The sequence below is a fragment of the Pseudothermotoga lettingae TMO genome, from assembly GCF_000017865.1.
Taxonomy (GTDB): domain Bacteria; phylum Thermotogota; class Thermotogae; order Thermotogales; family DSM-5069; genus Pseudothermotoga_B; species Pseudothermotoga_B elfii.
Window position 1 is genome coordinate 1,195,309 of record NC_009828.1, and the last position, 23,663, is coordinate 1,218,971.

21 protein-coding genes are annotated in these 23,663 nt (G+C 38.6%); 10 read left to right on the forward strand and 11 right to left on the reverse strand.

Annotation, left to right across the window (positions count from 1 at the left end):
• The first annotated feature begins 16 nt into the window (after nt 1-16).
• The 3 genes from TLET_RS05875 to TLET_RS05885 all read left to right on the forward strand — a co-directional run bounded on the left by TLET_RS05875 (nt 17) and on the right by TLET_RS05885 (nt 4,539).
• Nucleotides 17-1,495 (forward strand): alpha-N-arabinofuranosidase, encoded by a 1,479-nt coding sequence (locus tag TLET_RS05875; protein WP_012003194.1) that lies wholly within the window; start codon nt 17-19, stop codon nt 1,493-1,495.
• 76 nt (nt 1,496-1,571) lie between these two features.
• Nucleotides 1,572-3,002: an L-fucose/L-arabinose isomerase family protein gene (locus tag TLET_RS05880; RefSeq protein WP_012003195.1), complete on the forward strand. Its 1,431-nt coding sequence runs from the start codon at nt 1,572-1,574 to the stop codon at nt 3,000-3,002.
• Nucleotides 3,003-3,018: 16 nt separating this feature from the next.
• Complete coding sequence (locus TLET_RS05885; RefSeq protein WP_012003196.1) at nt 3,019-4,539, forward strand: FGGY-family carbohydrate kinase; 1,521 nt, start codon at nt 3,019-3,021, stop codon at nt 4,537-4,539.
• Nucleotides 4,540-4,571: 32 nt separating this feature from the next.
• Here TLET_RS05885 and TLET_RS05890 read toward each other — a convergent pair whose 3' ends face one another.
• The 8 genes from TLET_RS05890 to TLET_RS10675 all read right to left on the reverse strand — a co-directional run bounded on the left by TLET_RS05890 (nt 4,572) and on the right by TLET_RS10675 (nt 13,403).
• Entirely contained in the window at nt 4,572-6,002 is a 1,431-nt protein-coding gene (locus TLET_RS05890) for a DUF4127 family protein (protein WP_012003197.1), read from the reverse strand.
• On the reverse strand, nt 5,999-7,324 hold the full coding sequence (locus tag TLET_RS05895) for an FAD-dependent oxidoreductase (protein WP_012003198.1): 1,326 nt from the start codon (nt 7,322-7,324) through the stop codon (nt 5,999-6,001). Before TLET_RS05895 ends, TLET_RS05890 begins: the two co-directional genes overlap by 4 nt.
• A 25-nt stretch (nt 7,325-7,349) precedes the next feature.
• Nucleotides 7,350-8,204: a carbohydrate ABC transporter permease gene (locus TLET_RS05900; protein WP_144313077.1), complete on the reverse strand. Its 855-nt coding sequence runs from the start codon at nt 8,202-8,204 to the stop codon at nt 7,350-7,352.
• Between the two features lie 2 nt (nt 8,205-8,206).
• The gene (locus TLET_RS05905) at nt 8,207-9,097 is read right to left on the reverse strand and encodes a carbohydrate ABC transporter permease (RefSeq protein WP_012003200.1); all 891 of its coding nucleotides are present in this window, start codon (nt 9,095-9,097) and stop codon (nt 8,207-8,209) included.
• Between the two features lie 56 nt (nt 9,098-9,153).
• Nucleotides 9,154-10,383 (reverse strand): ABC transporter substrate-binding protein, encoded by a 1,230-nt coding sequence (locus TLET_RS05910; protein WP_012003201.1) that lies wholly within the window; start codon nt 10,381-10,383, stop codon nt 9,154-9,156.
• Between the two features lie 39 nt (nt 10,384-10,422).
• Complete coding sequence (locus TLET_RS05915; protein WP_012003202.1) at nt 10,423-11,100, reverse strand: hypothetical protein; 678 nt, start codon at nt 11,098-11,100, stop codon at nt 10,423-10,425.
• Nucleotides 11,094-12,101 carry a LacI family DNA-binding transcriptional regulator gene (locus tag TLET_RS05920; RefSeq protein WP_012003203.1) on the reverse strand — a complete coding sequence of 336 codons (1,008 nt, stop codon included), beginning with the start codon at nt 12,099-12,101 and terminating at the stop codon, nt 11,094-11,096. The genes TLET_RS05915 and TLET_RS05920 overlap by 7 nt, the downstream gene beginning before the upstream one ends.
• A gap of 753 nt (nt 12,102-12,854) precedes the next feature.
• Nucleotides 12,855-13,403 (reverse strand): hypothetical protein, encoded by a 549-nt coding sequence (locus TLET_RS10675; RefSeq protein WP_049753353.1) that lies wholly within the window; start codon nt 13,401-13,403, stop codon nt 12,855-12,857.
• A gap of 240 nt (nt 13,404-13,643) precedes the next feature.
• Between TLET_RS10675 and ggt the strand changes: the two genes are divergently transcribed.
• From ggt to TLET_RS05955, 6 genes are read left to right on the forward strand one after another with little or no spacing between them, the layout of a single operon-like run.
• Nucleotides 13,644-15,356: a gamma-glutamyltransferase gene (gene ggt / locus TLET_RS05935; RefSeq protein WP_012003205.1), complete on the forward strand. Its 1,713-nt coding sequence runs from the start codon at nt 13,644-13,646 to the stop codon at nt 15,354-15,356.
• Nucleotides 15,357-15,365: 9 nt separating this feature from the next.
• Nucleotides 15,366-15,920 (forward strand): DUF6305 family protein, encoded by a 555-nt coding sequence (locus TLET_RS05940; protein ID WP_012003206.1) that lies wholly within the window; start codon nt 15,366-15,368, stop codon nt 15,918-15,920.
• 2 nt (nt 15,921-15,922) lie between these two features.
• Nucleotides 15,923-16,963 carry a M14 family metallopeptidase gene (locus TLET_RS05945; RefSeq protein ID WP_012003207.1) on the forward strand — a complete coding sequence of 347 codons (1,041 nt, stop codon included), beginning with the start codon at nt 15,923-15,925 and terminating at the stop codon, nt 16,961-16,963.
• Between the two features lie 22 nt (nt 16,964-16,985).
• The gene (locus TLET_RS05950) at nt 16,986-18,308 is read left to right on the forward strand and encodes a TRAP transporter large permease subunit (RefSeq protein WP_012003208.1); all 1,323 of its coding nucleotides are present in this window, start codon (nt 16,986-16,988) and stop codon (nt 18,306-18,308) included.
• Between the two features lie 4 nt (nt 18,309-18,312).
• Nucleotides 18,313-18,459 (forward strand): hypothetical protein, encoded by a 147-nt coding sequence (locus tag TLET_RS10925; protein WP_187146382.1) that lies wholly within the window; start codon nt 18,313-18,315, stop codon nt 18,457-18,459.
• A gap of 17 nt (nt 18,460-18,476) precedes the next feature.
• Nucleotides 18,477-19,556: a M14 family metallopeptidase gene (locus tag TLET_RS05955; protein WP_012003209.1), complete on the forward strand. Its 1,080-nt coding sequence runs from the start codon at nt 18,477-18,479 to the stop codon at nt 19,554-19,556.
• Nucleotides 19,557-19,707: 151 nt separating this feature from the next.
• Here TLET_RS05955 and pgsW read toward each other — a convergent pair whose 3' ends face one another.
• Genes pgsW through pgsB form a run of 3 tightly spaced genes read right to left on the reverse strand, consistent with a single transcriptional unit; the run spans nt 19,708 to nt 22,219 of the window.
• Complete coding sequence (pgsW, locus tag TLET_RS05960; protein ID WP_012003210.1) at nt 19,708-20,670, reverse strand: poly-gamma-glutamate system protein; 963 nt, start codon at nt 20,668-20,670, stop codon at nt 19,708-19,710.
• A complete protein-coding gene (gene pgsC / locus TLET_RS05965; RefSeq protein ID WP_012003211.1) occupies nt 20,667-21,092 on the reverse strand; it encodes a poly-gamma-glutamate biosynthesis protein PgsC in 426 nt (141 codons plus the stop codon). The genes pgsW and pgsC overlap by 4 nt, the downstream gene beginning before the upstream one ends.
• On the reverse strand, nt 21,071-22,219 hold the full coding sequence (pgsB, locus tag TLET_RS05970; protein WP_012003212.1) for a poly-gamma-glutamate synthase PgsB: 1,149 nt from the start codon (nt 22,217-22,219) through the stop codon (nt 21,071-21,073). Before pgsB ends, pgsC begins: the two co-directional genes overlap by 22 nt.
• 116 nt (nt 22,220-22,335) lie before the next feature.
• Between pgsB and TLET_RS05975 the strand changes: the two genes are divergently transcribed.
• Nucleotides 22,336-23,499, forward strand: coding sequence for a P-loop NTPase fold protein (locus tag TLET_RS05975; protein WP_012003213.1), 1,164 nt, complete (start codon nt 22,336-22,338; stop codon nt 23,497-23,499).
• Nucleotides 23,500-23,663 lie beyond the last annotated feature (164 nt).

Here is a 23,663-nt window from a genome sequence, read left to right on the forward strand (position 1 = left end):
TCGAGGAGGTAAGAATATGCAGGGCTATGTGAAGGTGTCGAATGTAAAAACCGCCAGGATTAGTGACATGGTCTATGGGCATTTCATCGAACATCTTGGTAGATGTATTTACGGTGGAATCTATGAAAGAGGTTCTCCATTGTCAGATCAGAGAGGTTTTCGGAAAGACGTACTTGAAGCTGTGAAAAAAATCAAATGTCCAATTCTAAGATGGCCCGGCGGGAATTTTGCTTCTGCTTATCATTGGAAAGATGGTATTGGACCTGTTGAAAAAAGGCCGAAACTTTTAAATTACATCTGGGGAGGGATTGAAACAAATGAATTTGGTACAGATGAATTTATTGAATATTGCAGAGAGGCAGGTGCTGAGCCTTATCTTTCCGTAAGTCTGGGCACAGGTACACTTGATGAAGCCCTTCAGTGGTTAGAGTACTGTAATCTTGACACACCAACTAAATATGCTACTCTCAGAAAACAGTCTGGTCATGAAAAACCTTACAATGTCAAGTATTGGGGTATTGGAAATGAAGTGTATGGTCCATGGCAAGTTGGTCATTGCAGCGCTTCTGAATATGCAGAAAAACTCAGACAGTTTGCACAGTTTATGAAAGGCATCGATCCATCGATAAAGATCATAGCTGTCGGGGCAGATGATCCAGAGTGGGATATGACCGTGTTAAAACACGCCGGGAAAGTTATCGATTACATATCGATTCATCAATACCACGGCTCAGAAGATCACTACGAAACCATTTCTTCAGTTTATTATATTGAGGAAAGATTGAAACTCCTGCGAAGTCTAATAAAACATCTCAAACTCGATCACGTAAAGATTGCATTTGATGAATGGAACGTCTGGTACCAGACCATTCCCGAAAAAGAAATGGCTGAACAGGGAATTGTAACTCTTGAAGAGTCATACGCTTTGAAAGATGCTCTGTTTGCAGCAGGTGTTTTTTGCGTGATGCATAGAATGAGTGATATTGTTGAAATTGCAAACGTAGCACAGATGGTAAATGCCCTTGGAATTATCAAAACAAATAAAACTTCACTTGTTTTAACGCCTATATACCATGTTTTTGATTTGTTTGTGAATCATACAGGTCGTACACGCCTTGATATGAAGCTTGCCTGTGATACATATTCTATAAAGGCAAAAAGTTTCTTTGAGGGCCGTATTTCTTTCAGTTTAGAAAATGTTCCATATATAGATGGCTCAGCAACCTATGATGAAAGAACAAAAACAGTTTCACTTGCACTGGTAAATTACAAAGATGGCACGGTAAAAGTCACTGTGGATTTAAGCGACTTCAAAACTCTCTCGACACAGGCTGTTGTTCACGAACTTACTGGACCTGATGCTTTTTCAAAAAACGATTTTGAAAACCCAAATATCGTAAGACCTTCACAGAAAATTATTCAGCTTGCCGGGAAGGTTTTTGACATCGAGTTGCAGAGGCTTTCTTTAACGATTTTAGAAATAAAGATTGAATAGTTGTAAAAATAATTCAGAAGTGGTAAAAAATAATTGAGAACCACAAATTTATAACAAATTCAGGAGGGATGATAAAATGAAGCATTTAAGGCAGATGACAGTTGGATTGATTGCGGCTAACAGAGGTTTTTTTCCCGGCTGGTTAGTTGAAGAAGGAAAGAAAGCTTTTTTGAATGTTCTTGAATCAATGAATGTAAGAGTCATAACGCTTACAGAAAAAGATACTAAATATGGAGCAGTTGAAAACTTGCAAGACGCTGAAAAATGTGCAAATCTTTTCAAACAACACGCAGAAGAGATCGATGGCATCATTGTGACTCTTCCAAATTTTGGCGATGAACGATCTGCCGCAACAGCCATAAGATTGTCTGGATTGAATGTTCCTGTTTTGGTGCATGCCTTTCCAGACGAAACAGATAAACTCGATTTGAAGCACAGACGGGATTCTTTCTGCGGGAAAATATCTCTGTGCAATAATCTTGTCCAGTATCATATACCATTTACAGACACAACCTACCATACAGAAGCATTAGACAGTGAACAGTTCAGGAAAGATCTCCAGGATTTTCTGGCTGTTTGCAGAGTAGTCAAAGGTGTCAGAAATCTGAAAATAGGGGCTGTTGGTACAAGGCCTGCAGCTTTCAACACGGTGCGTTTCAGTGAAAAGATTTTAGAAAGCTATGGCATTAGTGTAGAAACAATAGATCTTTCAGAAATTATAGCGCGCGCAAACAGTTTTGATTCAAATTCACTCGAATACAAAGAGCATCTGCAAAAATTGAAGGATACTTTCAAACCAGGTAATGTTCCAGAAAAATCTCTTGACAGAATGGCAAGGTTGTCTGCAACACTGAATGAATGGATAGAACAAAACCACATCGATGCAGTTGCCATCCAGTGCTGGACAGCATTGGAAGCGCTTTATGGAATAGTTCCATGTGCCGTCATGAGCATGCTCTCTGAATCGCTTACGCCCAGTGCGTGCGAAACAGATGTAATGGGCGCTCTTTCAATGTACATACTTCAACTTGCATCAAATAAGCCATCTGCTTTGATGGACTGGAATAACAATTTCAACGACGAAGAAGACAAAGCAATAATGTTCCATTGCAGTAATTTCCCGGTTTCTTTCTTTGAAAGTTGCCAGATGTCCTATCAAGATATTATTGCAGGAACAGTTGGAAAAGAAAATACGTATGGTACCTGTGTGGGAAGAGTTTCTCCGGGTCCAGCAACCTTTTTAAGACTCTCTACTTTTGATAACGAAGGCATAATTGCCGGCGTTATAGCAGAAGGCAGATTCACAGAAGACAATGTTAAAACCTTTGGTGGTTATGGTGTTGTGGAGATTCCAAATCTGCAGAGTCTTTTGAAGACAATAACACAAAATGGTTTTGAACACCATGTGGCAGTTAGCAAAAGCAACGTAGGTTATATAGTTCAAGAAGCACTCGAAAAATATCTTGGCTGGGAGATTATTTCATATCAGTGCAGTTGCAAACATTAAGAATGGGGGATGAAAGATGTATTTGATAGGTTGCGACATAGGAACACAAAACACAAAGAGCGTTCTTGTGGATGAGAATGGCGTGGTAATCTGTGAAGCAACAAGAGAATACGAAGTGAACACACCCAGACCAAACTGGGCTGAACAATGGCCAGATATCTGGGTAAAAGCCGCTTTTGAAACTATAAAAGAAGTGGTAGAAAAATCAAATGTAGCAAAAAAAGAAATAGCTGGTGTTGCTGTTAGTGGCTTATATGGTGGTGCAGGTATACCTGTAGATAGAGATGTAAAGCCACTTTACCCCTGTTTGATCTGGATGGATAGAAGAGCTGTGAAAGAAACCGAATGGGTAAAAAAGAATATCCCAAGAGAAGAGATTTTTTCAATAACGGGAAATTACGTTGACTCATATTTCGGATTTCCGAAGATGATGTGGATAAAAAACAATGTTCCTGAGGTTTGGAAAAAAATATACAAATTCATATCACCAAAAGATTATGTGATTTATCAAATAACTGGTAGAATAGTGATCGACTATTCATCTGCAGGAAATCTCGGAGGAGTTTTTGATCTGAAAAACCTCACCTGGTCAAAACACATGTGCGAAATTCTTGGCATACCTATTGAATATCTTCCTGAAAAAATTGTCAAGTCATCAGATGTGGTTGGTAGTGTCACTAAGGAAGCATCGCAGTACTGCGGTTTATTGGAAGGCACTCCCGTTGTGGCTGGCGGCATAGACGCACCTGTAGCCCAGCTTTCTGCAGGTGCACTCAACGAAGGAGAGCACGTGGCAATGGTGGGCACTTCTACCTGCTGGGGGACGGTACATGACGGCAGTAAGCTCGCACCACAACTTGTCAATTACCCATATGTAGTTTACGATACAGAAAGGATCTATACTTTTGGTGGCTCGGCAACAACAGGCGCTCTCGCAAGATGGTTCAAAGAGCAATTTGGTGAATCAGAAACGGCTGTGGCAGAGAGGATGAACACATCGCCCTATCAGCTGTTTGATAAAGAAGTTGAAAAAATTGCACCAGGTAGCGATGGCATAATCGTACTTCCATATTTCATGGGTGAAAGATCACCAATCTGGGACCCATTTGCAAAAGGTGTATTTTTTGGCCTGAGTTTGTACCACAGCAGATCACACATATACAGAGCACTCATGGAAGGTGGAGCATATGCGCTGAGACACAATATGGAAGAGGGCATCAAAGCTGGTCTGAAATTAGACGACGAATGCTGGATCGTCGGTGGAGTTGCAAAATCAAATCTTTGGGTGAAAATCTTCGCAGATGTTACAGGTTTTAAGATGAGGCAGGTTGCAAGTTTAGTAGAAGCTCCTTTTGGCGATGCGTTCCTGGCAGGCCTTGGAACAGGCGTGATAGACAGACCGGAGGCAATTAAAAACTGGGTAAAATACAGAGAAAGTATTTCTCCTGACAAATCTAACAAACAGGTTTATGACAAATATTACCAGATCTTCAGAAAACTCTATGAAAATACAGCAGATTTGATGAAATCATTATGAAAATGGGGCAAGAGCCCCATTTTCGTGTTGATTCAACGTTTATATTCTCCATTCAATTCCACTTGGAGTTCGCATTCAAAGGTTCTGTTCCAAGGTAGCTTAAAATCTTTAAGTTCAATTTTATGAATGACAAAAATGCAAGATTTCTGTTTACACACACAAATGTTTTCATTAAAATATTTCTCTAAAAATTTATTACAACAGGGCTTAAAGAGTTCATCGACGAATCTTCTGTATGTTTTTGACTTCTCAGAAACATCATATATATTTTCTCCATTTTTCATTAACTCTCTTTCAAGCCATTTTCTCCAAACACCCTGATAAAGATGATCATCCAGAAGTCTTTCGAGGTAAAATTTAAATAAACCTATCTTATCTTTATTTGGTGCCTCTGCTATTTCTGCAAGTATTGTTCCCAAACTGTTTGAAGCTGTGTTCCAGGCAGAATATCCCTTTATTGAGCTGCCTCCGATTGCCAGAGCATCGTTAACAAAGTCGGGGTTAGATCCATTTGCTTTGAAGACATCAAGTATATAGATCTTTTTTCCAGTTTTCTTAAGTTTTTCAATGATTTTCAAGCTTCTCTCTTTGCTATTACCACTGATGAGTACCACATTTTCAGCATTTTCACTCACATTGAAACCAGTCAATCTCAGATGAGAATTTACGTTCTCCAGAAATTTCCTATCTTCGTAATCCATTATCTTAACTTTGGTTTCCTCACTATCGTATATCACATTGATAGTACCTTTGTTAAACGTTCTGATTAACAAATTCTGTAAAGCTTCATCTGCCCCGTTATGTATAAAACACTTGTCTTCAATTCCATATTCAGTAATTTTTTGCTTTAAAGCTTCCTCTTCTCTCTCATGAGGACCCCCTGGAAAAGTATCTTCAACGGAGAACACTATTAAATCAACTATGCCTTTCTTTACCAATTCAAGACATTTCAGGTTTATTTTATGATTCCTTTCTCTTGATTTCCAGTAATTTTCAATATAGCCTCTTGGAAAGTTTTTTTCTACCTTTTTTGCTTGCTCGGGGTTCGTTTTGAAAATTCTCAAATATGTGTTCATTTTCTCCCAGCACTCGTACGAACTTTCTGAAAAGACAGATGTTGATGCTCTTCTTATTATTGATGAAAGTTGTATGTTGCTATTCGGATTGAGTTTTTTGATAATCTTCAAAACTGATAATCTCTTTTCTGCCTCTTCAAAAGTTGTCCAATTTTCCCTTGATGCTATCAATCCTCCATAGCAAAGCATATCAGTTGAGATTATGTATAAATCTGCTCTTTGTCTAAGCAACCACTCAATCAGCAAGTTTATATCACCTGGTGTTCTATAAAAACCAAGAATATTTTTTGGAGGAAGTGTTACATCCAATTTGTATATATTTGCAAGATCAATTAAGAAACGATAATTTGGTGGCCTGTTATCCATAGGTAGTATGATTATTTTCAAAGTATACCTCCCATCCTTTTAATTTCACCTTGTAATTCTTGGTATCTTACATCTCTGATATTGCAATTTTCTCTTACGGCTATCGCGGCACAAATGCCAGCTGCTAAACCGATAGAAGCAGCAAGAGGACTCGTTCTAATTGCGGAGAAAGCTAAATGATCCGCGCTTATGTTTCTACCTGATAGTAAAACGTTATTCAACCCTTGTGGGAAAAGTGATCTTAGAGGGATTTGATATTCTCCCGGATAAGGAATTTTAATTGTTTTCAGCCCACTAGAATTCGGTGAATGTAAATCCACAGGGTAAGCTCCTATGGCTATTTTGTCTTGAAAATCTCTTGTCTCAAGTAAATCTTTAATTGTTAACTGGTAATCTCCAATTATATGACTGGTTTCTCTTATGCCTATCGTGCATCCCACTTGTTCTAATTTTGCACTTTCAAAACCAGGTATCTCATTATTGAGAAATTCCAAAAAGTTCCATATATCAAGGCTTGCACAGCTTTGAGCTCTGGTTAACTCCATTGGATCTGCCGCATATCCAGGATATCGAGTTGTATTCATGAAGACCTCGTCTTCTCTGAAAGGTACCTCAAAAAATAAGAGCCTATCACGTTTGAATCTCACATTATATTTTTCAAGTTTTTTCATGTGATCGAAGAATCCAGAAACAGCCAGATAAGAAAAATCTGGACTATTTGCAAGAGTAAACTGCTCAGGATTCGTCTGTATGTAACTGATTATTTCTTTCTTATTTACCCTGCTCAACTTCATTATCAGAGTCATAGGCTGGCATCTTTTTCTATCGTTATTTCCTTCCACATATGGGGCACCAGCTTTTATGCAAAAATTTCCATCTCCTGTCGAGTCTATGTAAATTTTTCCGTTTAAATTTATCTTTTTTTGCATTGTTGCTACTTCTATCTGAGTTACTGTTCCATTTTTTGTTTTAACATCACTAACGAGACATCCAAATAAATAATCAACGTTCTCCTGATGCAACATGTTTATCAGCACTGTTTTAAGTTTTTCCGGTTCAAACGGCGTTATGGTTTTTACAAAACCTATAGGGTCCTTTATATGTCCATAACTTCCTTTGATCTTTACTAATCTATCCACTATCTCTTGAGCAATAGCACCAGCTATCTGCCTCAGAGGTGAATGAAAAGTCATCATGGGATTAACCAAAGCATTCGTTAGTACACCGCCGAGAGCCATATCTTTTTCTAAAAGTAAAACGGAAACACCCATACGCTTTGCTGCAACAGCACTGCAAACGCCCGCAATTCCTCCACCTACTACTATTACATCGTAATCTGGCATAACTGCTTTCCTCCTCGGATAAGTATTATTTAATTCCTGAGCTTAAAGATATATCCGTAAAGTATTTTTGAAAAACGAAGAATACTATCACAATCGGGATTATACTCACTGTTGTTGCAGCCATAAGAGGTCCCCAATCTACTGTGTACCTGCTTTTAAAAGTTTCCAAACCTAGTTGAATGGTTCTCATATTGCTATCACTTGTTACAACCAAAGGCCAGAGAAAATCATCCCAAGCTTGTGTGAAAGTAAATATTGCAAGTGCGGCTAATGAGGGTTTTCCTAATGGCAAGAAGATTTTTGTAAATATTCTAAGCTCGCTTGCACCATCTATTCTGGCAGCTTCCATCAATTCTCGTGGAAATTGCATATAAAACTGCCTCATAACAAACACACCAAAAGCACTCATTATATGAGGTATCATAAGTCCAAAATAAGTATTAAGTAAACCTGTGCCGCCTCTGCCAAATATGTCATTTCCGCCGACAAGAGGGAACGATTTGACCAATAGAAACGTTGGAACGAGTGTAATCTGTATAGGAACCATCATGGTACTCAGCAAAATGAGAAAAAGAATATTTTTAAAAGGAAACTCAAGTTTTGCAAAAGCATAACCTGCGACTGAACAAAATATGAGATTTATGATTGCAGATGATAAAGCAACAATGAAACTATTCAAAAAGTATCTACCAAAACTTCGTGTCATAATTGCATTTTGATAGTGCTCAAAAGTCGGAGTTTTTGGTAAGAACGTGGGAGGCCATAAGAAAATCTCCTCATTGGATTTCACAGATGAGGTGATCATCCAAAAAAAAGGGAATCCCATTATAATAGCAGTGAAAACCAATAACATTATTGTCCATACTCTTCTGCTCTTCACACTTACACCTCTTTTCTCTTTCCCCACATAAAACTAAAAATGGAAAGAACCATTATGATGATGCCTAAAATAAATGACATTGCACTGGCATATCCCATGTTCATGTAGTCAAAAGCTGTTCTGTATACAAGTAATCCTACTGTCGTAGTGGACTGTAATGGTCCTCCACCGGTCATAACGTAAACTTCTGTAAAAGTCTGCAAAGTGCTTGCAAGACCAACTATTAGAACATATATATGAACGGGTCTTAGAAGTGGAAGTGTGATTTTCAAGAATCTTTTGAATTTTGTCGCGCCATCTATCGAAGCAGCTTCATAAAGGAATTTGGGAATTCCTTGAAGACCTGCAAGATAAATAAGCATATTCCAGCCGACCCCGCGCCATACTCTCATCACTACCAGTGAATGTAACGCCCATTTCGTATCCTTTAAGAAATTAATAGGTTGTATGTTGAAAAGCGAAAGTAAATAATTAAGAATACCAAATTGTGCATCATAAAGCCATATCCAGATCATACTTGCAGCTACCATTGGGGTTATTACCGGCAGATAGTAAATTGCTCTGAATATACCAACTCCTCTAATACTATTATTTACGAGAAGAGCGAGTAGTAAAGAAATGATCATATTCAGTGGCAATACTTCTGCGGAAAACTGAGAGGTTTTGAGAACAGCATTCCAGAATTCGGAATCTGTTAGTGCTCTTAGGTAATTGGAAATTCCTACAAAATTAGCTTTTCCAAATCCCGAGAAATCGGTGAAACTGAGATAAAGCGAAGCAAAGATTGGTACTATTCTGAATATCATATTGTATATGAAAACAGGTGCAATAAGTAAAAAGGCAGTAAAGATTATCCGCTTCTGCAATGTGTGCAATTTTCTTTTCCCGGTCACTTTTTATCACCTCAAAGAAAACTTGCCGATCCCGTTAAGGATCGGCAAAGCAAATCTTATTTGAGTTTTTTGATTTCCTCTGCAGCTTTATCAAGGGCTTCTTTTGGATTCACAACTCCTCTAATTGCCTGTTCCAAGTACTTAGATAGAATATCCCTTGCTTGTACCCAGAATGGCACGTTTGGATTTCCAAATGCATATTTTGTACCAAGCACAAACATTTTGATTACAGGGTCAGAAGACACAAAGCTCGCCTCAGCTGCAGATTGCCTTGGTGGGATACCACCCAGTGAGCTATTGATTTTAATTATGGAATCTTTTGATGTCAAATGAGAAAGAACTTTAATTGTGGAGTCAAGATTTTTTGTTGTGCGTGAAACCATAAAACCAGCAAATGAGTAAAACGCAGCTTTGGTATATCTTGCTGGTGAAAGACACAGCTGTATGTTGTCAAAGGCATCAGGTGCATACTTTTTAAATGCACTCATGGATTCGGAGGTTACAAATGCCATCGCGGCTGTCCCTGCTGCTATTGGTTCAAGGTTTCCAACTGCAGAGAGTCCATATTCCGAAGTAACTTTGTGTTTTCGTATAAGATCTACATAAAATTGAAGGGCCTCAGTGCCTTCTGGTCCGTTAAATATTGGATTAAATTCTTCATCAAAGAGCCTGCCACCATTCGCAATTAAGAACATTGTCCATACTTGTTGCAAATCGATTCCTGAGACTGGGAGGTCTAAGCCCGCAATTTTTAATCTCGAACCTTGCCATTCTGTGGTGGCAACTGCAAAGGCTTTAAGTTGCTCCCAAGTAACAGGAGGTTCATTAGGATCTAAACCTGCTCTCTTGAAAAAGTCTTTTCTGTAAGCAAGAAGCCTTCCAGAGCCAAAAACAGGTATAAAGTATGTCTTTCCTTTGTAAGTCCCCACATTCAAAGCTGTACCAAAGTCATCACTATTTTCGATTTGTGAGAGATACTCATCCAGTGGAAGAATCAATTCCTTCTCAGCAAACCCAGCCACTGCAGCCTGGCCATGCATGAATATGTCAGGACCTATACCACCAGCGAAAGCGGTCATCAGTTTTGTAGAAAGCTCTCCCCATGGCACAAAATCAACTACCATGTCTATATCTGGATTTTTTTCCTCAAATTCTGGTACTATTTGTGACTCGACAACATCCATAAAACTTTTCGTTGTACCTGCAAACCATACGGTAACTTTCTCTTTCGAAATTCCTGTCACAAGTGCCAGAACTAGAAACAAGGAAACAACTACTTTTTTCATAATTATCCCTCCTTTTGGATAAAAATATATATTCAAAAATCATCCATGAATGACTTTTCCATACTCTCTTACAGCCTTGCTGAAATCTCTTAAATTAACTCCTGTTACTATAGGGCCTATTATTATTCCCCGAAATCCCATTTCTAAAAGCCTTTCACATTCCGTTGATGATATTTTCTTTTGAGTGGGCACAAAAGCAGGTAGTTCAGTCATGCTAAGAATTTCTTTGTATTTTGTGATATCGAGGAGTGTAAGAGGTTTTCCATAATCACTTGGGTTTATGATGGAAACTTCCACAGCATCAGCACCTATCAAAACAAGATGTTTGACCATATAAAGTTCATACGTATAATTGAGTGCTAACATTTTTGCCATATTACTGTTAAGCAGATATAGTGGAGCATAGTCTATATAAACGTCGAAAAACGAGAAACCTGAATCTTCCATTTCCTTAATTTCAGAAGGAGAGGCCATTGTTTCTGTACCAGGGACAATGCCCATACAACAGTTTAATTCCTTTATTTTTTCAACCTCAGATTTTATTGCCTTCCATGAAGTATGGATTTGACCAGTTACTCTGTGTTTGAGATTTACGTGCAGCTTGATAGCATCAGCACCATTATCAATTGCTGCTCTCGCATAATCCAAAGAATTCTCAGGAAGGCTCACAATAAGAAGTGGTTTTTCTGAAGATAAAAGCTCATGAAAATTCAACATAAATCACCCCTGACCAAAGTCTCCCCATTTATTACTGTGGGCTCGACAAAGACAACCCCTTTAGCTTCAGTATTGCCATCAAGTAGTTCGCGTAGCATCAGAAAAGCAATTTTCCCTAATAAATATGGATTGAGCGAAACAGTAGAAATCTTAGGAGTGATGTGTTTGCAAAAACTCAATCCCCCAAAGCCAAGCAATCCTACTTCCTTAGGGACTTTGAATTTTAAAACATTCAGTTCTTCGAGGGCACCTTTTGCAAGCCAATCAGTAGTACAAAAAAGAGCTGTTCTGTAAGATCTCAGAAATTTTTCATGTTCTAAAACAGCCTTTTTGCCTGCCTTCTCGTCGAATTCTTCAAGCTCTATTATCTTAATATCATCAGTGCTTTTTCCTCTTTCTTTAAAGGATTTCAGAAAACCTTCTACTCTGTCGGAAAAGGTGGAAATAGATCTTGGACCAGTTATAACACACACTTTCTCATAATAAGTTTTTAGAATCTCGACTCCCGCTAAGTATCCTCCACGAATATTGTCATTATTCACTGATGGAAAGGATTCAAGTCCGTCATATTTGCCTATAAGTACAACTGGAAGCTCTATTTTGAGGAGAAAATTTTTCATGGACTCTGGCATAGGGATACCGCCAGCAATTATTCCATCAACAAGATTTAGAGGCACAAGAGTGTTGTCGAACTCTTCAATTGATGAAACTGTTTGAACTAAGTAATGAAAATTCTCCTTAGTAGCGTTTTCGAGAATGCCTTTTTGAACTTTTGAAAAAAACTCATCACTTTCCATTGATTCATGAGGATTGGCAACGAGGAGCATTATTATTTTATCGTTTCCTATTTCAATACTGGTTTTGTAACCTAATTCGCGAGCAACCCTGAGGATCTCCCGTTTTGTCTTGTCGCTGATACGTGGATCATTTTTAAGCGCTCTGGAAACAGTTGAAATGGAAAATCCTGTAATCTTCGAAATATCTTTCAATGTTCCAGCCACAAAACATCCTCCTTGCAAATTATGCAAATACTAGTTATAAGTATAACACATTTGGACTGAAAGTCAAATAGGTACAAGTATCAAAAATAGCGGTTTTATTCATCAAATACAGCATATTGTAAGCTCGAGAAAAAGAGAATTGAAATCACGCATAATCGAAGAACAGGTTATGCAAAATATGCAAATTTATGACGAGATGAAACATTAACAATCTCCACAAAGTGGCTGGGAAATACCCCTTCTGACTCATTTTTTGTGTCTTATATACCGGTGGGTTTGAGGAAATCATCTGTTGTTTTATTTGTTTTACTAGATAATACATATCCTTCTCAATCACTTATAATCATCTTGGTAGATCACCACACAGATTTGATCAATGATTTTTGGGTGAATCTGGCTTTAAAATTGCCAAATTTGAGGGAGGTTATATTTGTCCAGATCGGTTGGCGGAATCACACTTACTGAAGGAGTTGATGTTATCATATCATAGGCAAAAGTATTCTCGCTGATTCAGAACTAATTAAATGAAACCATAGGAATATAAAGTTTTGTGAGCCAATCAAATTTGCCGAAAAACAGTATCTCGAAACAAAATAATTGATGTAGATATCTGTGGCGAAGCGGTCTTAGATGACATAAATGCAAAAAAGCAAGACGACAAATTTGAAGATACTCCATCTCCTTAAAGAAAGTTTGTGACTGTATTTTAAAATTCAAAAACAGTGCCCCATCTGGGGCACTGAGTATGTTATTTCAAAAAATTAAAGGCAATGGATAAACTCTAACCTCAGTAGCACTGTCTGTATCATCGACAAATACCGCAAAGAAATAACCATCATCATTAATTATCAGAAATGGCAATGAGAAAGAAGTTATCGTACCATCTTCAGTCTCACCTTGAACTGTCATCATATAAGTCTTTTGGACAAAATCTGGTGGATTTGCCCAATTATAGGGCAAGAGTTTACTCTCAATTTCACTCAATCCTTTGAGTTCAACACTTGTAAGTGTAGAGGGCCATGTGAAATCAAAAAGAGGAACATAAGTAAGGTCCATTATTGCCTCACTGACATCCGTATCTGTAGCATCTTGATCAGGAGTATAAACGAACTTTCTAATCAACTGAATAAACTCTGTTGGGCTTGAAATTGGATCAGGAATTTCAGATTCGAGGGTATCTAAAACAGTGTTCAGTAAACTCTTAGCTATTTGGTTGACATCTGTAGCTGTTGGAGAAATAAACCCGCAACCTGCAAGTATGAATAAACCCGCAATCAGAAAAGTTAGAAACACTATTTTCACACTATCACCCCCCCCTCCGCGTTTAATAAATGTTATCATGATTTCAAAATAATGTCAATTTTTGTTGTCAAGACGAATATTTTTCATGTTAAATGCCTTAAGATAATTGACCATTTGAAGTGACACAGTGCAGATTTGTTTAGACATGCTATAATGGATGTACAGATTGTTAAGCTTTCAAGAAAACATCTTTTTGTAAGATTAAAACAACAACTTAAACTTGTAGTGGAGGGATGAAAAATGAAAAAGGTTCTCGCGGCTCTATTGTTGCTATTCGTTATTAATTTTTCTTTATTTGCAGTTACGACGGGGCAGATTCTTTCATCAAAATTTGGAGTAGTAGCCGCCGCAAACCCGTATGCAGCGGCAGCCGGAGCGGAGATTCTGGAAAAGGGTGGTAACGCTGTTGATGCTGCTGTAGCAACGGCTTTTGCGCTTGGTGTTGTGGAACCTTACGCAAGTGGTCTTGGTGGAGAAGGGGTAATGATTATTCATATGAGTAATGGCCAGAGTATAGCGATCGATTATAAATCCGCTGCTCCTCTCGATCTTTCAAAATATGAAAGAGCTTCAACAGGCCCACTTTCTGTCTGTACGCCTGGTGTCGTGGATGGCTTAATTAAAGCTCTTTCGGAATGGGGAACAATGACTCTGGAACAAGTTATGGAACCTGCAATTCGTCTCGCTAAGGAAGGCTTCGTATTAAATGAGACCTTCATCAGTGTTTTATCTGATAACTACGAAAAATTGCTTAATGATCTAGGTGAAGGCGCATCAGTTTACTTAAAAGATGGTCTTCTTTATGAAGTAGGCGATATCTTCAAAAACCCTGTTTTAGCAAAAACACTTGAATTAATAGCTAAGGAAGGTCGAGATGCATTTTACAGAGGGGAGATAGCAGAAAAAATAGAAAAATTCATGTCAGAAAATGGAGGCTTGATAACTAGAAAAGATCTTGAGGAGTACCACGCGATTGTCAAAGAACCTATTATAGGAGATTACCGTGGGTACAAGATAATAACTGCACCACAACCTGTTGGCGGTGCTACACTTCTTGAAGCACTGAACATACTTGAGAGATTTAATGTATCAGATCTTTCCTGGGACGATCCCCTTTATATTCATCTGCTTTCAGAGGCTCTTTATCTTTCCACTATAGATATGAGAACTTATTGTGGTGATGATCCTAATGTTCCGGTTGAAGGTCTGGTAAGTAAAGAATACGCAAAAAGCAGATTTGAAATGATCCCTCTTTCCAAGGCAATAACGAGATCGAGTAAGGCCTCTGAGCGGCAGAAACTGGCAGGAGATCCATCTAAATATGTTGAAGGAAAGAAATTTTTTGAAAATATTCTGAAAGAACTTGAAGAGGCTCCAAAAGTAGAAAGCCCGTCAACCACTCATGCCAGCGTTGTAGATAGATGGGGCAACGCCGTTGCATTCACTCAAACACTCAGTTCGTTCTTTGGTTCAGGAAACGTTGTCCCGGGAACGGGAATAATTTTGAACAATGAAATGGGAAATTTCTCAACATCTGGTCCTAACGCCCTTAAGCCCGGAAGAAGACCACGCACAACAATAGCCCCCACCATAGTTCTAAGACCCAACGGAGATCTCCTCATGGTAGTAGGAACACCAGGTGCATCGAGAATCCTTTCTACACTTTCCCAACTAATAGTGAATGTTATTGATTTTGGTTATTCTATTGATAAAGCAATGTTATTGCCGAAATTCTGTTCCTACGATACTTATACAGATTTGAAGATCGAAGGAGGATTCCCCGAGGAAACGATACGGATTTTGAAAAACTATTACGGTTATGAGCTGGAACTTTATCCTGAGCTTGATCTCTTTTTCGGTGGCCCAAATTGCGTATACAAGCAGGAAGATGGAACATATGTCGGAGTTGGATCATTCAGAAGGCAAGGTGCCGCTGCAGCACCAGAAAAGTGAGGGATTTTGATGAGAAAACATTTTTTGTTTTTCCTGATTTTGCTCATATTCATACCAGTGTTCGCACAGGAATCGCCGACTTTCCAGCAGCCTGTAGTAATAACCTCAGCCGGGCAAAGTGCGGGCGCTACAATGATGAAAGTCTTAGCAACCAGAGCTAATCTCCAGTTTACTTTTGAACCACTTATCAAAGCAGATAACTTGACCAATGACGTAAAAACAATCATTATAGTAGTAGGAGCAAGTTCCAAAGGCCTTGGAGCCGCTGGGTTAGATGTGAACCAGGAAAAAGAAAGAATAACAGGTTTGCTCAACAAAGCAAAAGAAATCGGTATAAAAATAATCGTAGCACACATTGAAGGGCAATCCAGAAGAGGCAAAACCAGCGATGAACTGAGCGAACTGGTTGTGCCCCTTGCTGATCTTGTAATTGTGACAAAATCGGGGAACGAAGATAATTTTTTTACAGATCTCTGTGAAAAACAAGAGAAACACATAGTTATTGTAGACACAACAAGTGCTGTTCAAGACATACTTAAACAGTATTTCAAGGCTGGTGAATGATCTTGCGAAAACAGTTTTGCTTAATACTTATCATCATAATTGCTGCTGCGGTGCATAGCATCGCAGCTCCTTTATTTCATGATGTCAGGCCCGGCTATGGTGTAACGCAGATAAAATGGCTCAGCGATTATTTCGAGCCTCTTAAAGGCACCTGGGGTGATACACGTGTCTATGTTCTTGAAGGAAAAGAACCTGGTGCGAACGTTTTGTTGCTTTCAGGCACTCATACAAATGAGATAGCGGGAATATTTGCTTCTATGATTTTCATTGAGAAAGCTACCGTGAAAAAGGGTAAAATTTTTATAATCCCATGGGCAAACAACAGTGCTGCCACATGGAGTAGCGTTTCATACGATAAACCGGAAAATCAGATCAATCCACCCGTCTATATAAATTTTGCATCGCCGAGTGGACCGAGAACTATTGTTGTTGGTGCCAGAAGGACAAACCCACTGCATCAGGAGACCGATCCTGCAACATACACACATGTCTCGGGTGTTGAATTTCCAGGCTATGAAGCGAGAAATCTGGACAGAGTTCATCCAGGTAGAGCAGATGGAACTTTGACAGAAAAAATCAGCTACGGTCTGTTTGAACTTGTGAGAAAAGAAAAAATAGATATGGTGGTTGATTTGCACGAAGCAGGTACATCTTCCAGGTTGGCAAATATGCTTATATGCAACCCAAAGAACCTGGATATGGGAGCTATGGTTGTTTTAGACTTGGAATTTGAAGGAGTTTATCTAAAGCTTGAGCAATCAAGTGAAGAGTTTCGTGGTTTAAGCCATAGAGAATTCGGTGATCACACAGATGCCCTATCTTTTTTGATTGAAACACCAAACCCGTCGCAGAATTCAGACGCGAAATCTCCATACACAATAGAAGACCCACAATTTCCATTATGGAGGAGAGTTTATACGCACGTCAAAACCTTTTTAAAACTATGCGATTATCTTCAAGATTTCACCGGACGCAGTGTTTTAATTGAAGGAATACCAGAATCAGAAAAATTCAAAGAGAACCTGTTTTTACTGTACAATTGAGCCCTGCGGGAGTGATTGAACCTTGGAGACTATCTTATTTTTTCTTATTATTTCAATGTTTTTCATATTAACCTTTTTGAAATTCCCAAGGGGTGTTTCTTTTTTTCTTATCTCGATGGTTTCCTTACTGGTAGTTACTCACAGGATTGACATAAGTATTCTGGTGGAAGGTGCCTTTGGTTATTTTGACGCAGTGCTGACGGTTCTCACAGCCATGATGTTTATCGTGGCGATAGAAAAATCCGGTCTGTTGAAACATATCGCTGAGTTTTTGGCAGAAAGATTTTCTGCGAAACCCAGGCTGCTCTTACTGCTTACTACTATTCTTGCGATGAGTGGTGGAATGATAACTGGTTCCTCTTCGGCGTCTGTACTGACAACAGGCGCTGTAGCTTTTCCCGTTTTCACTTCGATTGGATTGAATAGAAAAAAAGCCGGTATTTTGATAGCTATCTCTTCAGTTCTTGGTATGATTGCGCCACCCGTTAATATTCAGGCGCTGGTGATCTGCGAAGGAGTCGATATGCCATATGTTGGTTTCACTTATCCCCTTCTCTGGCTCACTATACCGACAGCGCTCATCATATCACTTTTTATTGGAGGAAGAGATGTTCGCAGGCCCAAAACACAAAAAAATATCACATTCAACGCTAAAGATCTGGTTCTCTATATTCCTTTGCTTCTTATGATTATACTTTCTATTCTCGACAGCTACGGTTTGATTCAGATAGGCTTACCTATGATATTTTTCTTAAGTTCAATCGTAGCCATTTTGAGTAGTGGTAAGAAAAGGGATTTTTTCCAGATTTCAATAACGGCTTTAGAACAGTCTTTGCCAGTTCTGGCGATACTGGTTGGTGTAGGTATGTTGATACAGGTAATGACTTTATCTGGAGTTCGGGGTTTGATTGTGGCAAACATGTTGTTTTTCCCGTATAGTTTTTTATTTCTGACAGTTGGGCTCGGTGTTCCTTTGTTTGGTGCAATTTCGTCTTATGGTTCGGCTTCCGTACTTGGTATACCATTTTTGCTGGCATTCCGAGGAGGAAACGATGTTCTTATAGCTTCTGCTATATCTTTGCTTGCTGGGATCGGTGATATGCTTCCACCGACAGCACTTGCCACCACAGTAAGTGCTCAGGTTGTAGGATTAGATTCCTACACTCAGATATTTAAAGGATCAGTTCCATTTCTTGCAGCAATTGGCGTATTTTCTGTTGTTTCAATTATATATTCTTCACGCCTCAGTCAGTTTTTTGCAAATTCCTGGTGGCTGTGGGGTATTGTAGCTATCATATTCATTTTTGCTGTCTCGATAGATATTGTTTACAGCAAAAGGAAGTGATGAGATGATTACCTGCTTGTATACATCTATGTTAATCTACTTTGTTGTGATTCTTGTGAGATTTGTTGTGAAGAAACCGGATAGATGGAACTGGCTCATGGGAGCAATGGTTGTAGTACCATGGGTGCTGAGGATATTTTTTATAAAATAAATAGGGAGAAGATCTGAATGAGGTTACTGAAGATATTTTTATTTTTCGCAATTTCTTTGTTTCTGATAACAGGTTCTGCGAAATATTTTTTATCTCAAAGAAAGCTTGAATCAATAAATATTGGTCCTGGTGTGACTCAGGTAAAGAAATTAAGCGATTATTTTCCAGGATTACTCAACACACCTGGTGATACAGATGTTTTCATATTGGAAGGTAAAGAACAAGGAGGGTGCGTACTGATCCTTGGAGGAACTCATCCAAACGAACCTGCAGGTTATGTAACTGCGAAAATAATTGTGGAAAATTTTCTTGTCGAAAAAGGAAAAATAATTGCCATACCTCGAGCAAATTTAAGTGGCTTCACACATACGCAGCCATTGGAAGCTACTCCCGAAAAGGTACTTTTCACATGGAATAATAAGAAAATGATTATCACTATCGGTGCAAGGTTGACAAACCCGGTTCATCAATGGCCAGACTCAAGATTATATAGAACTATCACAAGTCAGCAAATTGTCAGTGGATCTGAACAGCGTAATCTCAACAGAACATACCCGGGTGATCCAGATGGAACTATCACTGAAAAAGTTGCATATGCAATAATGCAGATCATATATTCAGAAAAACCTGATATATCAATTGATCTACACGAAGCGGCGCCTGAATATACTACAGTGAACGCAATAGTAGCCCACGACCGTGCACTTGATATCGCTGTGGAAGCTGCCATGATGCTTGAGATAGATGGAATTGATATAAGTGTTGAAAGATCTCCGAGGGACTTTCACGGGTTATCTCACAGAGAATGGGGTGATCACACCGACACACTTGCATTCTTGCTTGAAGTAGCCAATCCTTCCCAAGGACGCCTCAGAGGGAAAACCGATGAAAATCTTGTACTGACCGGCATTGATAAATACTATTTAAGAGCAGCAAAAGCAGGCAGACTGAATGTTCCCTACGATGAAAACGGACTTCCTCTGACTCTCAGGGTACAAAGACATCTTAAAACGATTCTCACGATAATTGATGTCTTCAACACTTACAATCCCAACAGATATATTGGTGTGACAAATACTGTGGAAAGTTCTTTCTGACCATTCATTTTCGGTGAACTACTCCATATGGAAAATCTGTAGGTTATCCAACCTGGTGGCTTGAAGAAGTTGGATTTGGTGATACAGTAGGAAAATGATATAGACTATTCTTCAACAGGCGGGCTAAATGCCCGCCTTTTCGATCTTTGATCTACTCATTCTTGACAAATTTTTTCAGCAAATCTCTTATTCTCTCCTTAGATGTTTCAGGAAGCGGGATAGGATCCCACGGTAAGTTATATTTTATAGCAATTTTTCTAAGATTCAAAAGGGTTAAGACTGGGATTTTCTCAGAAACCATAAGATCTATTATTCCATCTTTGCTAACAGATTCTTTATCTTTTACTACACCAGAAAGCAAAGCGTTGTCAACAGATCTCCCAATGTTGATGATACTTCCACCAATATTCACAAATGCTGCCAGACGGCCCCCACAATTAGTCATGTATACATTATAGAATCTCTGAACATCTTCTTCGAAAGATCTGCCTTCATATATTTGAAACCCATATTTTTCAGCTTTTTTCTTTAATAATTCTCGAAGCTCTTCTGGAAAGTCACGTCCTGTATTGTCAGAACCTCCATAACTAAACAAAAGAGGTTTTTCAAACCCAACTTCCATTAGCCAGCAAAACAAATCAAGAACAGTGAAATCTATCTGATTTGCCCCCCATTGAGATGATCCTATTGAGCAGATTACCATCGGTTTTGCCCCTATACTCCTGCAAGCACTTAAAGTTGCGACAATCAACCCCGGAAAAGAACCAGAGGCACCAACTGCAACGTAATCTCCTTCTTTAACTCCTATATCTATCAGAAGATAGCAAATTAAAGCAGCTATGTCAGGGTTGGTTGCAGTTCTTTTTGATTCAAGATTGCCGACAGTTGTTGTAAGTTCCGTGAACTCTTTACCTATGAATCCTGTTCTATTCGGATCGAAAATGGGATCGATGTCGTCAGCTCTCTTCTCTCTGAGCAAATTAATAAATTCCTCCATAATCAAAGATGCCTTGTACATCTTGTCGATGTGGGAATATCTTCTGTCAAGCGGTGTTAACAACCATATTGCATAAATCGCAGTAACTATTACCAGCCAGATGAGCGCTCTTTTCATAAAATCAACACAGTAATCAGTTTTACAGTCAATGCGACTGCGAATGTTGAAACAAGAGTTACCAAAATACCCTGCCGTTCCATGGTGTTTGCAAGCAATCCTGGGATAATCCAACCAACTGTTTCAAGCTCCACAGGCTTAAAGCCACCATAAATATCAAGCTGCCTTATCAACAATGACAGAAATGTCGATAAAAGAACCATTATCACAAAACGGCGCCTGCCGTATAAAAATAAATATCTGCGCAAAAATTTATACGATCCCAAACAAATTAATGCGATCATCACTGTACCCATAACCCTGTAAGGTTGATCAACGTAAAAAGATATCCAAACAGGTACAACAATTCCTCCTGGATACAAACCCGTGAATTCCACAAAAAAAGAAGAGATCAAAATTCCTAAGGCTGCAATTTCAAACATAATCCATTCTCCTGCCATTTTTCAATTAACTTCATCCCTGCACCTGCTATATTGCCAAAGCCAAAGATAACTGTCCTTTGATCGAATCTACTGACAACATCTATAAGTTTTTCAACTGTAGTAGCCACGCATTTTGGATTTTTCAATCTCTTCACAAAAAGCGCACTATCAGACCCAACAACATAAAGTTTTTCGAATGGAAACCACTCTTTCAAACAATTCAACCATTGAACGGTTCTGTCGACCCTATCGGCTCTGAGGTTTAAAATGCCAACAAACTGATCAAATGAACCGAGTTCATTCAAGATCTCTTTTGCTCTGTTGAAAACTCTAATAGTAGAATCAGGATCATTTGCCGCAAATCCATTCACAACAATAACATCATTTGTTAATTTCCAGAATCTGAGCACTCCTATATCACCGGATATATTCCGAAATGCATTGAAAATGCTGCTTTCATCTATACCCACAATCTCGCAGATTTTGTGGGCTAATGCCAAATTCTCGTCAAATTCGACGTAACTATCAGGTTTGATCAAAAATTTGTGTGAATCAATCTCAATTACGTTGCAACCTTTACGTTTTAATATTTCTACAGAAGATTTATCTAAGTTTTCCTTCATTGTTACGACAGTTGCTCCTGGATTACACGCACGAGCTATGTTCTGCCTTATTTCCTGAATAGTTTTTCCAAGATCTTCTGTATGATCTATTTCTATGCGTGTTATAGCAATGAATTGAGGCTTCAGAATATTCTGTATCTCACAGCGAAGTATTTCCGGTTTGATACTCATAGTTTCACTGACAAACCCATCAACATGCAGCATAATTGCTTTTTTTAAAAGAACTCTAACCTGCTCAATGACTGAAGGTTTTTTCTTTCTTTTGATATCCTCTTCTTTTCCATCCGGATATAGCAAAACTGGTTTTGAACCAGTTACTTTCCCTATTACCTTTAATCCAGATTGCTGAAAGACGCCAGTTATCAATCTTGTAACACTCGATTTGCCACGTACTCCCGTTACTGCTATCCTCAATTTCACCGAGTTTCGCCTTGAACCGGCGAGCACGGCTTCAAAAGAAAGATAAGTCAATAGTACAGCTATACAAAGCAAAACAATTACCATATCAAACCTCTCCAGAAAATTATATCTCAATTTCCTTCGATCACAGCTGTCACAATTTGTAGACAACTGTCACATAAGTCACAATCTGTAATGTTATAATTATACCTGGTGGTCAGATGAGAAAAAATGATATAAAGCATATCCTGAAAGCACTTTTTGATGAACCTCTATCCTCTATAGATCTGCTTGTTAACAGAGAAAAAGAAATAGATTCTCTCAATATGGTGTGTTCACTACAACCGGCGGGAGTTTATGGTGTGTGTGGTGAAACAGGTGTTGGAAAAACAACTGTGCTGAATTTCGTTAAGCCCGATGAAGGAGAAAGGATTTATCTGAAGCTTACAGAAAAAGAGAGCAAAGAGGCAATAATCGCTGATATGCTTTACAAGCTTGCTGTGGAGGTAAAAAAAAGCAAAACCACAGAACTTTTAAAGATTGCAAAGCAAGTGATTGATTTCGTTGTTGAAGAAAGAAGTGAAACCAGCTCTTTCGGAACGGCTGGAGGGGTTTTTGTAACAGGGAATCTTTCTAAAAGCACAACTCGCACAAAGAAATTCAATATCTACCAGGCTTATGAACTGTTTGATGAATTTCTCGAGGCTTTATTGAAAAAATACAATAAAGTTGTTCTGCTTATAGATGAACTCGACAAAGAAAAGAAAGAAGAGGTGCTCGTAATTCTTGATTCGCTCAAAACTGTTTTTGGTAAAGATGGATTAGTGGTAATACTTTCCCTGCCGTTTGCGATATACAGAGAATATGTGAGAGACAGATTGAGATGGAATGAATCTGGGAATTTAGAGAATATACTGAAAGACACATTTTTTATAGAGCCACTCGATGATAAACAAATACAGCAAATGATCTCAAAAAGGTTGATGGCTTACCCGGATTATTTTGACGGTGATGCTCTTTATGAAATAGCAAGATATAGTGATGGCAACCCAAGAGATGCCCTTTGGATTTCTCAACAAATCGTTCAAAGCAATCTCGATAACGAGAGAATAACAGGGCAAATAGCAAGGGAAACTATTAAAAAGATAGTCAAAAGGTACTTTGAAAATTCCTGGGAGTTAACAGACCTTCAGAAAAAAGTGCTTCGTATTGTAGCAGATCACCAGGGAAGCAGAAGTGCTATAGTAAAAGAACTCGAGAAAAGAAATGTAAAAAGACAAACCGCCTATACTTATATAAACCGTCTGAAAGAAGCTGGATTGATAATTGAAAGAGATGAAAAATTAAGGGTTTCTGGTAAGATATTTTATATGATCTCACTCTGATTTGTCACAGCTGTCACAATTTGTAGACAACTGTCACACAAGTCACACTATACTTTGAAAGAAGATCCATCAACAAAATAGGTTGAAATCTCGAAAAGCCACCAGTAGGTACAAACAATCCTAAGCAGATCATAGGGGTTACACAGGCAAACAAGAACATTTCC

Bases quoted from the DNA above. Each gene is read 5' to 3' on its own strand.
- TLET_RS05875 (WP_012003194.1), top strand. From the start codon at position 17: ATGCAGGGCTATGTGAAGGTGTCGAATGTAAAAACCGCCAGGATTAGT.
- TLET_RS05880 (WP_012003195.1), top strand. From the start codon at position 1,572: ATGAAGCATTTAAGGCAGATGACAGTTGGATTGATTGCGGCTAACAGA.
- TLET_RS05885 (WP_012003196.1), top strand. From the start codon at position 3,019: ATGTATTTGATAGGTTGCGACATAGGAACACAAAACACAAAGAGCGTT.
- TLET_RS05895 (WP_012003198.1), bottom strand. From the start codon at position 7,324: ATGCCAGATTACGATGTAATAGTAGTAGGTGGAGGAATTGCGGGCGTT.
- TLET_RS05910 (WP_012003201.1), bottom strand. From the start codon at position 10,383: ATGAAAAAAGTAGTTGTTTCCTTGTTTCTAGTTCTGGCACTTGTGACA.
- TLET_RS05915 (WP_012003202.1), bottom strand. From the start codon at position 11,100: ATGTTGAATTTTCATGAGCTTTTATCTTCAGAAAAACCACTTCTTATT.
- ggt (WP_012003205.1), top strand. From the start codon at position 13,644: ATGAAAAAGGTTCTCGCGGCTCTATTGTTGCTATTCGTTATTAATTTT.
- TLET_RS05940 (WP_012003206.1), top strand. From the start codon at position 15,366: ATGAGAAAACATTTTTTGTTTTTCCTGATTTTGCTCATATTCATACCA.
- TLET_RS10925 (WP_187146382.1), top strand. From the start codon at position 18,313: ATGATTACCTGCTTGTATACATCTATGTTAATCTACTTTGTTGTGATT.
- TLET_RS05955 (WP_012003209.1), top strand. From the start codon at position 18,477: ATGAGGTTACTGAAGATATTTTTATTTTTCGCAATTTCTTTGTTTCTG.
- pgsW (WP_012003210.1), bottom strand. From the start codon at position 20,670: ATGAAAAGAGCGCTCATCTGGCTGGTAATAGTTACTGCGATTTATGCA.
- pgsC (WP_012003211.1), bottom strand. From the start codon at position 21,092: ATGTTTGAAATTGCAGCCTTAGGAATTTTGATCTCTTCTTTTTTTGTG.
- pgsB (WP_012003212.1), bottom strand. From the start codon at position 22,219: ATGGTAATTGTTTTGCTTTGTATAGCTGTACTATTGACTTATCTTTCT.
- TLET_RS05975 (WP_012003213.1), top strand. From the start codon at position 22,336: ATGAGAAAAAATGATATAAAGCATATCCTGAAAGCACTTTTTGATGAA.